The 13,000-nt window shown below is 70.4% G+C and carries 10 protein-coding genes and 1 tRNA gene; 9 read left to right on the top strand and 2 right to left on the bottom strand.

All coding sequences use genetic code 11. From position 1 onward, the window contains the following. Window positions 1–22: 22 nt before the first annotated feature. The 5 genes from Q0858_RS16730 to Q0858_RS16710 are packed head-to-tail and all read left to right on the top strand — an operon-like array spanning window position 23 to window position 6,460. Entirely contained in the window at window positions 23–412 is a 390-nt protein-coding gene (locus Q0858_RS16730; protein ID WP_299056785.1) for an L-rhamnose mutarotase, read from the top strand. After that, the gene (rhaI, locus tag Q0858_RS16725) at window positions 409–1,587 is read left to right on the top strand and encodes an L-rhamnose isomerase (protein WP_299056781.1); all 1,179 of its coding nucleotides are present in this window, start codon (window positions 409–411) and stop codon (window positions 1,585–1,587) included. The genes Q0858_RS16730 and rhaI overlap by 4 nt, the downstream gene beginning before the upstream one ends. 45 nt (window positions 1,588–1,632) lie before the next feature. Next, a complete protein-coding gene (locus Q0858_RS16720; protein WP_299056779.1) occupies window positions 1,633–3,678 on the top strand; it encodes a bifunctional aldolase/short-chain dehydrogenase in 2,046 nt (681 codons plus the stop codon). A gap of 20 nt (window positions 3,679–3,698) precedes the next feature. Next, a complete protein-coding gene (locus Q0858_RS16715; RefSeq protein WP_299056776.1) occupies window positions 3,699–5,156 on the top strand; it encodes an FGGY-family carbohydrate kinase in 1,458 nt (485 codons plus the stop codon). A 50-nt stretch (window positions 5,157–5,206) separates the two neighbouring features. After that, window positions 5,207–6,460 (top strand): alpha-hydroxy acid oxidase, encoded by a 1,254-nt coding sequence (locus tag Q0858_RS16710; protein ID WP_299056774.1) that lies wholly within the window; start codon window positions 5,207–5,209, stop codon window positions 6,458–6,460. A 3-nt stretch (window positions 6,461–6,463) separates the two neighbouring features. On the opposite strand, the gene Q0858_RS16705 is transcribed toward Q0858_RS16710, so the two are convergent. Beyond that, on the bottom strand, window positions 6,464–7,375 hold the full coding sequence (locus tag Q0858_RS16705) for a hypothetical protein (protein WP_299056773.1): 912 nt from the start codon (window positions 7,373–7,375) through the stop codon (window positions 6,464–6,466). Window positions 7,376–7,648: 273 nt separating this feature from the next. Then, window positions 7,649–8,566, bottom strand: a complete 918-nt coding sequence (locus tag Q0858_RS16700; protein ID WP_299056772.1) for a LysR family transcriptional regulator — start codon at window positions 8,564–8,566, stop codon at window positions 7,649–7,651. Window positions 8,567–8,695: 129 nt separating this feature from the next. On the opposite strand from Q0858_RS16700, the gene Q0858_RS16695 reads away from it, so the two are divergent. From Q0858_RS16695 to Q0858_RS16680, 4 genes are all read left to right on the top strand, one after another. After that, window positions 8,696–8,890 carry a hypothetical protein gene (locus tag Q0858_RS16695; protein WP_299056770.1) on the top strand — a complete coding sequence of 65 codons (195 nt, stop codon included), beginning with the start codon at window positions 8,696–8,698 and terminating at the stop codon, window positions 8,888–8,890. Window positions 8,891–8,970: 80 nt separating this feature from the next. Then, window positions 8,971–9,046: transfer RNA gene (locus Q0858_RS16690), tRNA-Thr, on the top strand. Window positions 9,047–9,097: 51 nt separating this feature from the next. Further along, window positions 9,098–10,081 carry a site-specific DNA-methyltransferase gene (locus Q0858_RS16685; protein WP_299056769.1) on the top strand — a complete coding sequence of 328 codons (984 nt, stop codon included), beginning with the start codon at window positions 9,098–9,100 and terminating at the stop codon, window positions 10,079–10,081. Between the two features lie 392 nt (window positions 10,082–10,473). Then, complete coding sequence (locus tag Q0858_RS16680) at window positions 10,474–12,975, top strand: helicase C-terminal domain-containing protein (RefSeq protein WP_299056767.1); 2,502 nt, start codon at window positions 10,474–10,476, stop codon at window positions 12,973–12,975. The last annotated feature ends 25 nt before the right edge of the window (window positions 12,976–13,000 follow it).

Genomic DNA, 13,000 nt, shown 5'->3' with positions numbered 1-13,000 from the left:
ACGAGCGAGCGAGGAGAGGTCCGTGACGCGCGCCTGCTTCACCCTCCAGGTCCGCCCGGACCGCCTCGGCGAGTACGCCGCCCGCCACGCCGCGGTGTGGCCCGACATGCTCGCGGCGCTCGCCGCCACCGGCTGGCGCAACTACTCCCTGCACCTGCGGGCCGACGGGCTGCTCGTCGGCTACGTCGAGACCGACGACCTCGCCGCCGCCCAGGCCGCGATGGACGCCACCGAGGTCAACGCCCGGTGGCAGGCCGAGATGGCCGAGTTCTTCGTCGGTCTCGACGGCGCGGCCCCCGACCAGGGGTTCGTCCGCCTCGAGGAGGTCTTCCACCTCCAGACCCAGCTCGCCGCCCTCGACGACCCGGCGGCCGTCCCTCCCACCACCGATCAGCGAGGCACAGACGCATGAGGACATTCGCCGACATCGCGACCCAGCTGGAGGGTCAGGCCATCGAGCTGCCCTCGTGGGCGTTCGGCAACTCCGGCACCCGCTTCAAGGTGTTCGGCAGCCCCGGCACCGCCCGGACGGTGCAGGAGAAGGTCGCCGACGCCGCCACGGTCCACCGCTTCACCGGCCTCGCGCCGACCGTGGCCCTGCACATCCCGTGGGACCTCGTCGACGACTACGAGGCCCTGCGGCGCCACGCCGAGGACCTCGGCGTCCGCCTCGGCACCATCAACTCCAACACCTTCCAGGACGACGACTACAAGCTCGGCGCCCTGACACACACCGACCGCAAGATCCGCCAGAAGGCCATCGACCACCACTTCGAGTGCCTCGACGTGATGGCGCAGACGGGGTCGCGCGACCTCAAGATCTGGCTCGCCGAGGGCAGCAACTACCCGGGGCAGGCCGACCTCCGCGGCCGCCAGGACCGCCTCGCCGAGTCCCTGGCGACGATCTACGAGCGCGTCGGGGACGACCAGCGGCTGGTGCTCGAGTACAAGTTCTTCGAGCCGGCGTTCTACCACACCGACGTCCCGGACTGGGGCACGTCGTACGCCCAGGTCAGCGCCCTGGGGGAGCGGGCCGTGGTCTGCCTCGACACCGGCCACCACGCGCCCGGCACGAACATCGAGTTCGTCGTCATGCAGCTGCTGCGCCTCGGCAAGCTGGGCTCCTTCGACTTCAACTCGCGCTTCTACGCCGACGACGACCTCATCGTCGGGGCGGCCGACCCGTTCCAGCTGTTCCGGATCCTGTTCGAGGTCATCCGCGGGGGCGGCTACGGCCCGGCGAACCCGGACGGCACCTCCGAGGTCGCGTTCATGCTCGACCAGTGCCACAACATCGAGGAGAAGATCCCCGGCCAGATCCGGTCGGTCCTCAACGTGCAGGAGATGACCGCGCGGGCGCTGCTCGTCGACCGTGAGGCGCTCACCATGGCGCAGGAGGCCGGCGACGTCCTCGGTGCGCACGAGGTGTTCATGGACGCCTTCTCGACCGACGTCCGCGCCGACCTCGCCGCCTGGCGCGAGGAGCGGGGACTGCCCGCGCACCCCGTGAAGGCGTACGCCGCCTCCGGCCACCAGGCCGAGCTTGAGACCAGCCGCGTCGGCGGCACCCAGATGTCCTGGACCTGAGTCCCCGACCTCGCACAACCCGCCCAGAACTCCCCGGAAGGCATCATGACGAACCCCCAGAGCAGCGTCCCCGCTGAGCTGATCGCCCGCTCGAACCGCCTCGGCGCCGACGCGAGGAACACCAACTACGCCGGCGGCAACACCTCCGCCAAGGGCACCGAGCGCGACCCCGTCACCGGCGAGGACGTCGAGCTCCTCTGGGTCAAGGGCTCCGGCGGGGACCTCGGCACCCTCACCGAGGCCGGCCTCGCCGTCCTGCGGCTGGACCGGATGCGCTCCCTGGTCGACGTCTACCCGGGCGTCGAGCGCGAGGACGAGATGGTGGCCGCCTTCGACTACTGCCTGCACGGCAAGGGCGGCGCCGCCCCGTCGATCGACACCGCGATGCACGGCCTCGTCGACGCCGCCCACGTCGACCACCTGCACCCCGACTCCGGCATCGCGATCGCGACCGCCGCGGACGGCGAGCAGCTCACCGCCAAGATCTTCGGCGAGAAGGTCGTTTGGGTGCCGTGGCGCCGTCCCGGCTTCCAGCTCGGCCTCGACATCGCCGCGATCAAGGAGCGCAACCCTCAGGCCGTCGGCTGCATCCTCGGCGGCCACGGGATCACCGCCTGGGGGGACACCTCCGAGGAGGCCGAGCGGGCCTCGCTCTGGATCATCGACACCGCGGCGTCGTACATCGAGGCGAACAGCACCGCCGAGCCGTTCGGCGGTCGCCTCGAGGGGTACGACGCCCTCGGTGACGTCGAGCGCCGCGCCCGCGCCGCCGCCCTCGCACCGACGATCCGTGGCATCGCCTCGGCCGACCGGCCCATGGTCGGCCACTTCACGGACTCGCCCGAGGTGCTCGACTTCCTCGCCTCCGCCGAGCACCCGCGCCTCGCCGCGCTCGGCACCTCGTGCCCGGACCACTTCCTGCGCACCAAGGTGAAGCCGCTGGTCCTCGACCTGCCGCCGACCGCGAGCGTCGAGGAGAGCCTCGAGCGGCTGAGCGAGCTCGCCGTCGCCTACCGCGAGGACTACCAGGGCTACTACGACCGGCACGCGACCCCGGACTCGCCGGCCATCCGCGGCAAGGACCCGCTCATCGTCCTGGTGCCCGGCGTCGGCATGTTCAGCTTCGGCAAGGACAAGCAGACCGCCCGCGTCGCCGGCGAGTTCTACGTCAACGCCATCAACGTGATGCGCGGGGCCGAGGGTCTCTCGACGTACGCCCCGATCGACGAGGCGGAGAAGTTCCGCATCGAGTACTGGGCGCTCGAGGAGGCCAAGCTCCAGCGGATGCCGAAGCCCAAGCCGCTCGCCACCCGGGTCGCGCTCGTCACCGGCGCCGCCTCCGGGATCGGCCTGGCCACCGCGCAGAAGCTCGCCTCCGAGGGGGCGTGCGTCGTCATCGCCGACCTCGACCTCGCGAAGGCGCAGGCCTCCGCGGCCGAGATCGGCAGCACCGACGTCGCCGTCGGCGTCCAGGTGGACGTCTCCGACGCCGCCGCCGTCCAGGCGATGCTGGACGCCGCCGTGCTCGCCTTCGGGGGCGTCGACCTCGTCGTCAACAACGCCGGGCTGTCGCTGTCGCGCTCGCTGCTGGAGACCTCCGAGGCCGACTGGGACCTGCAGCACGACGTGATGGCCAAGGGCTCCTTCCTCGTCGCCCAGGCCGCGGCCCGGGCGATGATCGCGCAGGGGATGGGCGGCGACATCGTCTACATCTCCTCGAAGAACTCCGTCTTCGCCGGCCCCAACAACGTCGCGTACGGCGCCGCCAAGGCCGACCAGGCCCACCAGGTGCGGCTGCTCGCAGCCGAGCTCGGCGCCCACGGCATCAAGGTCAACGGGGTCAACCCGGACGGCGTCGTCCAGGGCTCCGGGATCTTCGCCGGCGGCTGGGGCGCCAACCGCGCCGAGGTCTACGGCGTGGAGGAGAAGGACCTGGGTGCGTTCTACGCCCAGCGGACGATCCTCAAGCGCGAGGTGCTGCCGAGCCACATCGCCAACGCGGTGTTCGTGCTCTGCGGTCCGGAGATGACCCACACCACCGGCCTCCACGTGCCCGTCGACGCCGGCGTCGCCGCGGCGTTCCTGCGCTGAGCCGGGCGGGGAGACCACCGATGGCCCCGACCCCGGCGGTCGCCGTCGCGGCCGTGGACCTGGGCGCCTCCAGCGGCCGGGTCGTCGTGGGACGGGTGTCGTCCGACGGCGTCGAGCTCGAGGAGGTGCACCGGTTCGCCAACGAACCGGTGCGCCTGCCCGACGGCCTGCACTGGGACCTGCTCGGCCTGTTCCGCGAGGTGCTGGTGGGGCTGCGCGCCGCGGCGCCGCACCAGCCGGCCTCGGTGGGGGTCGACTCGTGGGCCGTCGACTACGGCCTGCTGCGCGACGGCCGCCTGCTCGGCGCGCCGTACACCTACCGCGACGCCCGCACGGCGCGCGGCGTGGCGGCGGTGCACGCGCGGGTCGGGGCAGGGGAGCTGTACGCCCGCAACGGCCTGCAGCACCTCGACTTCAACACCGTCTTCCAGCTCGCGACCGAGGGCCCGCTGCTCGAGGTCGCCGACACCGCCCTGCTGGTGCCCGACCTGCTCGGCCACTGGCTGGGCGGGGCGCGGGTCGCGGAGCGGACCAACGCGTCGACGACCGGGCTGCTCGGGCTGGCCGACGGCACCTGGGACCGCGAGCTCTGCGCCCGGCTGGGACTGCCCGACCGGATCCTGCCCGACCTGGTGGACCCCGGCGACCGGCTCGGGCCGCTGCTGCCCCACGTCGCCGACGCGACCGGCCTGGACGGCGTCGCCCTGGTCGCCGTCGGCTCCCACGACACCGCCTCCGCGGTGGCCGGCACGCCGCTCTCGGCCGACGGGGCGGCGTACCTCTCGCTGGGCACGTGGGGCCTGGTCGGCGTCGAGACGACCACGCCCGCGCCGCTGGAGGCCGCCCGGGCCGCGAACCTCACTCACGAGCGGGGCGTCGACGGCACCTTCCGGGTGCTGCGCAACGTGATGGGGACGTGGATCCTCTCCCGGTTGCTCGACGCGTGGCGCCGCCGGGGCCACGACCTCGACCTGACTGACCTCCTGGCGGCGGCCGCCGCCCTGCCCGACCGGGTCGTCGCCGACCTGCCCGCCCTGGACGTCGACGACCCGTCGTTCACGGCCCCCGACGACATGGCCGACGCCGTCGCGACGTGGCTGAGCGTGCACGACGAGCCGGTCCCGTCCGAGCCCGCCGAGACCGTGCGGATGGTCTGCGAGGGCCTCGCGGCGGCGTACGCGCGGGTGCTGAGCGACCTGGCTCGGGTCACCGGGCGCGAGGTGCCCGTCGTCCACGTCGTCGGCGGCGGTTCCCGCAACGCGCTGGTGTGCGACCTGCTCGCCGCCCGCGCCGGCGTGCCCGTCGTCGCGGGCCCCGTCGAGGCCACCGCGCTCGGCAACGTGCTCGTCCAGGCCCGGGCCCTCGGGGCCTTCGGCGCGGACGCCGGTCTGGCCGACCTGCGGTCCGCGGTGGCCGCCTCGCACCCCCTCCGCACCCACCACCCCACACCCGGCACCACCCCCCGTACCCCGGGGTGACGACCCGACCGCGGGGTACCGTCCGAGGACCCCAGGACCCAGGAGCGCCCATGAGCCAGAGCCCGACCATCAAGCGCCAGCTGCCGAACCGCCACGACCTGGCGCCGCTGCTGAAGTTCAAGCAGCCCGTGTGGTCCGCCAAGGAGCGTCGGCTCGCGAAGGCGCTGACGATCGAGGACCTGCGGCGCATCGCGAAGCGGCGCACCCCGCAGGCCGCGTTCGACTACACCGACGGCGCCGCCGAGGGCGAGGTCTCGCTGGCCCGCGCCCGCCAGGCGTACGCCGACGTCGAGTTCCACCCCGCCGTCCTGCGCGACGTGTCCGAGGTCGACACGTCCCGCGAGGTGCTCGGCAAGACGGTGGCGCTGCCCTTCGGCATCGCGCCGACCGGCTTCACGCGGATGATGCAGACCGAGGGCGAGAAGGCCGGCGCCCGGGTCGCCCGCGAGGCGGGGATCCCCTTCGCGCTCTCGACCATGGGCACCACCTCGATCGAGGACGTCGCCGAGGCCGCCCCCGGTGGTCGGCACTGGTTCCAGCTGTACATGTGGAAGGACCGCGACCGGTCCATGGCGCTGGTCGACCGGGCCGCCAAGGCCGGGTACGACACCCTGCTGGTCACCGTCGACGTGCCCGTGGCCGGCGCGCGGCTGCGCGACGTCCGCAACGGCATGACGATCCCTCCCACCCTGACGCCCAGGACGGTCGCCAACGCCGTCCCGCGCCCCGCGTGGTGGATCAACTTCCTCACCACCGAGCCGCTCGCCTTCGCCTCCCTCGACGCGTGGTCGGGCACGGTGGCCGAGCTGCTGGACACCATGTTCGACCCGACGGTGCAGTACGAGGACCTCGCCTGGATCAAGGACCAGTGGCCCGGAAAGGTCGTCGTCAAGGGCGTGCAGAGCGTCGAGGACGCCAAGCGGGTCACGGACGTCGGCGTGGACGCCGTCCTGCTGTCCAACCACGGCGGCCGCCAGCTCGACCGCGCCCCGGTGCCGTTCCACCTGCTGCCCGAGGTGGTCAAGGAGGTCGGGAACGACGTCGAGGTCTGGGTGGACGGCGGCATCATGTCCGGCCAGGACATCGTCGCCGCGATCGCCCACGGCGCCCACTTCACCGAGGTCGGCCGCGCCTACCTCTACGGCCTGATGGCGGGCGGCGAGGACGGCGTGCGTCGTACGGTCGAGATCCTCACCGGCCAGATCGAGCGCACCATGCGCCTGCTGGGCGTGAAGAACCTCGACGAGCTCCAGCCCTCCCACGTCACCCAGCTGGAGCGCCTCCAGCCCCGCGCGCGCCTCTGACCGTCACCACTCCCAGCGGATGCCGGCGGCGCCGGGTCCGAAGTCGCTGAGGGCCAGGTGGACCGATCCGTCGGCCGGCGGCGGGAGGGTCCTGACCTGCTCGACCTCGTCGGGCCGCCGCTGGTAGGTCTGGCACGACCTCGGGGGACGGCGTTCGTCGAACCGCACCCAGAGGACGAGGTCGCGGACGCGCTGGACGAGGTAGTGCTCGTAGCAGGGGGACACCGTGTCGGCCTCCCACCCGGCGAGCTCGCTGACGTGCTCGACGAGGACCGTCTCGCCGGCGTGGACCGGTCGGGGCAGGAGCAGCTCGTAGACCACGAGCCCGTGCGCCAGGTCCTCGATCGACCGACCGCGGGAGCAGCCTCGGAGGCCGTGGACGAGTGGTGGCTCGGTCACCGGGTGGCCGTGGTTCGTGAGGACGAGGGGGAGCGTCTCGTTGCCGTCGCGGACGGCCTTGAACACGGTGCGCGCGTGATGGCGCACGAGGTGGCCGTGACGGTCGACGTCCAGGGTGACGCTGGCGGAGTGCTCCACCAGTCGTTGGTTGAAGTCCAGGAGGTCGAGGTCGGTCAGGGCCTGGCGGAGCAGGTCGTCGGAGCCGGACTCGAGGATGTCCGCATAGCTCGCCGGTTCGCGCCGGGGCCCGACCCGACGCGACGGCCCGAGCCGGTCAACCAGGCGACCGGGGTCGAGTCCGAGGACGCCCTCGAGCTCGACGACGACGTCGAGCGAGGCGGCGCCCTCGGGACGCCGCTGCCCCGAGCGCCAGTAGCTCAGGGTCGCGAGGCTGACCTTCGCCCCCGAGCGGGCGAGCCGCTCCTGGACCCTGGCGAGACTGAGCCCGGAGCTGCTGATCGCGCCCGACAGCTCCTCCGAGAACGAGGACGGACGAGGGCCCGGACGGCCGGGCAACGAGTCCCTGCCGCCGCCACACATGGCCCGAACATCGCAGGGCCGACTTCACACTTCGCGCCGATGCCTGTGAAGGACTCCTCCCTAGATTGAGGGTTCGGTGGGGCACGCCGGAGGCCGCGGGGGGTGGCGCCGGGGTGCCCCACCGGAGCGACTCCGGTCCACGAGGGGTCGGGGGTCGGGGTTTCCCCCCAGGCGCCCGGCGCTCGGCCTCGAGGACCGGTCGGGCCCCGCCCGGCCCGGCCTGTCTCCGGGTCGGGCGGCGGTCGGACCTCAGTACGACTCGGTCAGCGCCACGATCCGCCGGGTGGCGAGGTCGATCATGAGTCGGGCCGCGGGCGACAGGGTGGCGTTGGCGCGGTGCACGATGGCGAGCGTGTCGTACTGGCGCGGCCGCAGCGACGTCCACCCGGCGCCGGGGGCGAGGCGCGGCAGGAGCTGGTCGACGACGCCGCGCGGCATCACCGAGTCGGCGAGGCCCCGGCCGACGAGCTCGACGGCGGTCTCGACGTCCTCGACCTCGATGCGTGAGCGCGGGTTGCGGCCCGTCTCCTGCAGCATCCGGCGGAGCACGATCCGGGTGGAGTCCTCCGAGGCCCAGGTGGCCTCGGCCATCACCAGCGACGCCTGCGCGAGCCGGTGCGCCGTGACCGGGGTGGCGACCCGCTCGGGGTCGGCGCTGACGTAGACCAGCTCGTCGCGCGCCACCGGGGTCACCGTCATCGCGTCGCTGCTCACCGACGGGACGGCGATCATCGCCGCCTCGAGGCGCCCGCGGCGGAGCTCGTCGAACACCTCCGAGGAGTTCTGCCCGACGAGCTCGACCCGGACGCCGGGGTAGCGCTCGAGCACGTCGGCGACGAGGTCGGCGCCGGCGTACAGCCGGGCGGTGCCGAACATCCCGAACCGGATCGTCCCGGTCTCCAGCCGCGCGGCGGCGCGGACGGCGCGCAGTGCCTCGTCCGCCGCGCCGAGCGTCCGCTCGGCGTGCGGGCGCAGCTCGTCGGCCACGGTCGTGGGGACGACGCCCCGCCCGACGCGGCGAAACAGCTGCGCCCCGACGGTCTTCTCGAGCCCGCGGATCTGCTCGGAGACCGACGGCTGGGCGTAGCCGAGGGCGTCGGCGGCCCCGGTCAGCGACCCGTGCTCGTAGGTGCTGAGGAAGCAGCGCAGCTGGTGCAGCGAGAGCACGGTCACACTCCTAGGCGATTCCTTGGGCAGCCGAAGGAAAGTCAGGCTACCCCTATGGCTCCGGACCGGGCACATTAGTGAGTGCGGGCGTAGGTCCCGCTCCGAGATCCGATCCCCAGGGAGGTCACCGTGTTCACCCACCACTGCACCGCGTGCGAGCGCCGTCAGCTCATGTTCGTCCGCCAGATCACCGACGTGGCCCCCGTCACGGACGGCCTCGAGGTCTCCTTCACCTGCTGGTGCGGCGCCGAGCAGACCGGTGTCCTGGCCGACCTGACCGCCGGCTCGACGAACGCCGTCCGCCGGGACCTGGTCGCCGCCTGACCTCGGTTTCACCCCGGCCCCGGGGTGTCCGTATAGTTCCCCGCGTCGCCGCGCCGGCCACCCGCCGTACGCCGTGACGCGCCGCCTTAGCTCAGTCGGTAGAGCGTCTCACTCGTAATGAGAAGGTCGTCGGTTCGATTCCGACAGGCGGCTCCACGAAAGGCCCCTGACCTGCAGCGATGCAGGTCAGGGGCCACAGTCGTCCTGGTGGTCAATGCCCCGGTGGTCAGTTACTGGCCAGAAATTGTCTGGATCGCCTCCAGGACCGCATCAACGATCCGGTGGGCGGCGTTGGGTGCCTCGGGCCGCTTCTGGGCGATCACCCGGATTCGCGTGGGAGCCTGCCGCAGATGGCACAAGGGCAAAACAGCAAGGTCCGAGACCGTGTCTTGCAGCGGCCTCATCGGCCAAGCGCGCAGGGATCCAGCATGTGCTTCGGCCGCACTGCTCGGCTCGGCTGCTCGCGGCGATCAGGACGAGTGGTCAGACATTGACTTCGCAGTCCGGCTCGTCCCGGATGCCGACCTCGATAGTGAAGCGGAGCGCTGGGCGTTCTTCACCGCCGATCAAGTCGAAGTCGTCGACACCCTTGACGTCCGGGCCTGGGGTGCGCGCTCCTTCGTTGGCTACGCCGCACGACAGGCCGACCTCGTGATCCGGGACCAACTGACGTGGGTCCGACGTGGCAGCGCCTCCCGCGGACTCAAGCAGGTCCTGCCCGACGGGCGCGTCCTCTCCACGACGACCTGTCCCGCTCACGAGCCGATCGTGTGCGCGCAGAAGCGCCCCGACAGCACCTTCGCGGTCAAACTCGACCGGTGGGGAACCGGCTTCATCAACGTCAGTGCCTTCTCGCGCTGGAGCGGGTCACCACGGCGCTGGCCGACTACGGTGTTCGACTATCCGAAGGCGGGCAGGGAGGAGCGGCATCTCCAGTCCGGTCTCTCGCACCCGACGGTGAAGCCGCTGGCCCTGGCTCGCGAACTCGTTCGGCTCTACGTGCCGAATGAAGGCAGCCTCCTCGAACCTTTCGCTGGATCCGGGACCACGGTCGAGGCCGCGATCATGGAGAACAGGTACTACGTCGCCTTCGAACGCGAAGCGGCGTATCTGCCGTTGATCAGCGCGCGCATCACTCGCGCCCACACCCGGATCGGATCGGTGGGTCATCACGAAGCGTGCAGTGCCTGACGCGCCGGCTGACAACGTGTTAGCCGCCGTCGAGACGACACCGTGAGCGCCAAGCTTGGGCCAGCTTCCCGTGGATGAACGGGCGGCCGCCCCAGGGTGGCCCGCTTGGCTTTCTCGCCACCGTCGTCCAGATCGGGCTCCCGGACGACACGACGCCACCTTCGGTGACGACCGCGAGGATACGGACCATTCGGCAGATGCGCGACCACCTTAGGGGCGACGGAGACTGCTGGTTTCGGAGAGTCGATCTTGCCGGAACTTGCTCGACGATCCGCCATGGAAGGCACTGCGCGGCGATCTACGGAGACGCCCGGTGACGGAGTTGCAAACGGAGTGGCGACTCCGCCGCGCTTCGGGGCATGCTGGCAGGAGACAGATAGAGGTAGGTAGACGTGGCCATCAACTTCGGGGCTATCAACACGACGGCCAACGCCGATGGCCTGATCGACCCGCGCGACATCTTCAACTCGCTTCCGGCCAAGCCCGCGGGAATGAACTTCTTGCGCGGCCCCCAGGATCAAGTGCTGGAGAAATGGTTCGCGCGACGGGATCAGCGGGACGTCATTCTCAAGCTGAACACTGGTGGTGGCAAGACGGTTGTCGGTTTGCTGATCGCCAAGAGCTCCCTCGCCGAGCGCAAGGGCCCGGTCGCCTACCTCGTCCCAGACAAGTACCTCGTCGAGCAGGTTGTCGCAGAGGCCAACCGCCTCGGCATCCCGGTCGTCACCGATCCGAAGCTGTTCGCCTACTCGCAGGGCAAGGCGATCCTTGTCGACACCTTCCAGAAGTTGTTCAACGGCCGGTCAGTCTTCGGCGTGGGTGGCAGCGTTGGTCGGACACCGTCCGCCAGTCGTCCACATACCGTCATTGTTGATGACGCGCACGCTTGCCTGAACAAAGCAGAGCAAGCATTTCGCTTGTCTATCCCGGGTGCGCACGACGTCTACGACAAGGTGCTGGGGATCTTCGCTCCGACGCTCGAAGACCAGTCGCCCGCTGGATTCGTCTCACTCCTCGCCAAGTCGAGCAGCGGCATCCTGCAAGTGCCCTACTGGGCGTGGGTCGAGAAGCAGCGAGAGGTTCTTGCGCTGCTTCAGCCACTCGCGAGCGAGGACGACTTCCAGTTTGCGTGGCCGCTGCTGGCAGACGCTCTCCCTATCTGTCGGGCCGTGTTCTCGGGGGAGGCGTTGGAGATTGAGGCGCCCTGTCTGCCGTCAGGTGTAGTCACTGGCTTCAGCCAGGCGGAGCGCCGCATCTATCTGACGGCCACGTTGGCTGACGACGGGGTCTTGGTGAGCGACCTTGGGGCCGATCCCGATGCGGTTGCTAACCCGATCACGCCCGCCAGCGCTGGCGACATCGGCGATCGTCTCATCCTGGTGCCGCAGCAGACGCACCCCCAAGCGGCGGAGGACGAGCTCCGCGATCTCGTGGTCGGTCTAGCAGCTGATCGCAACGTTGTCGTGATCGTGCCGAGCCTCCGACGGGCCGCGTTCTGGCAGCCATACGCGGCGGCCGTGCTGGATAAGGACAATCTTGCCCGGGGAGTCGACCAGTTGCGCCGGAACCCCAAGTTCGGTCTGGTGGTGCTGGTCAATCGGTACGACGGTGTCGACCTGCCTGGCGACGCTTGCCACGTGTTGGTGGTCGATGGCCTGCCCGAGGCGATGTCCGGAACCGAAAGGATCGACCAGGCACAGCTTGCGGGGTCGGAGCTGCTCATCGCCCGACAGGTGCAGCGCCTGGAACAGGGCATGGGACGGGCAACGCGTTCGAATGATGATCACTGCGTGGTGATTCTCCTCGGCAACCGTCTGGCGGAGCGTCTTTACGGGGCCAGCGCTCGGGCCTGCTTCTCGCCTGCGACTTTGGCTCAGATTGAGTTGTCTGAGCAGGTGGCCACCCAACTCGAGGGCACGGGGCTTGAGTCGCTGCGTGGGGCTGCACTTCAGTGCTTGAGTCGTGACCCGGATTGGCTAGCGGTCAGTCGGGCCAAGCTCGCGCCACTTCGCTACGGCAGCGCGAACGTCAGTGACATTTCGGTCGCCAGTCGGGAGGCCTTCGACCACGCCGCCGCAGGTGACTACGGAGACGCCTTGGCGGCCCTACAGCGCGCGATCGACAGTGCTCTGGGGGCGGCCGAGAAGGGGTTTCTGCTTCAGCAGTACGCCGCGTACCAGCACCACGTGAACCCGGCGCAGGCTCAGCAAACCCAGAAGTCTGCGAACCGGAGCAATCGTAATGTGCTTCGCCCGATGGAAGGTGTGGAGTACGAGAAGCTCTCGGCGCCGACGTTGGAACAGGGCGCCGCTGCCTCGGCGACACTCCAGCGCAAGTTTGGGTCAGGGAACGATCTCCTTATCGGGTTCAACGCCTTGATAGGTGATCTCAACTTTGGTGCTCGCGCTGATGCCTTCGAGCAAGCCTGGAAAGAGCTCGCCGACCTCTTGGGCTTCGCCGGACAGCGTCCGGAGCGCGACACGGGCCGCGGTCCGGACGACCTATGGGCACTGACTGACGGCAGCTTCCACGTCATCGAGGCGAAGAACGAAGTCAAGGAGACCCACCCCGTCTACAAGAAGCACGCCGAACAGCTCTCCAACGCCATGGACTGGTTCCGTCAGACCTACGGCGCCCAAGCCTCCGCCGTTCCAGTGCTGATCCATGCCCGGGCGATGTTCGACAAGAAGGCAGCGGTGCCATCCGGCTGCCGTGTGGTGACGAAGGAGAAGCTGGAGGCTCTCCGAGATGCGCTCCGTACCTATTCGACCGCGCTTGCGGACGCTGACACCTTCCGCGACGCTTCTGGCGTTGGACGTCTGCTCTCAACCTTGGGTCTGACGCCAAGCCAGTTCTCGAGTCGCTTCACGTCGGGTCCCCTCCAGGATCGTTAGCGCCGTACAGCCGTCGTCCTGCCAC

The sequence above is a fragment of the uncultured Nocardioides sp. genome (genome assembly GCF_947489365.1).
GTDB lineage: Bacteria > Actinomycetota > Actinomycetes > Propionibacteriales > Nocardioidaceae > Nocardioides.
Note: the sequence above shows the minus strand (reverse complement) of the source record. Positions and strands in the feature narration are given on the sequence as shown.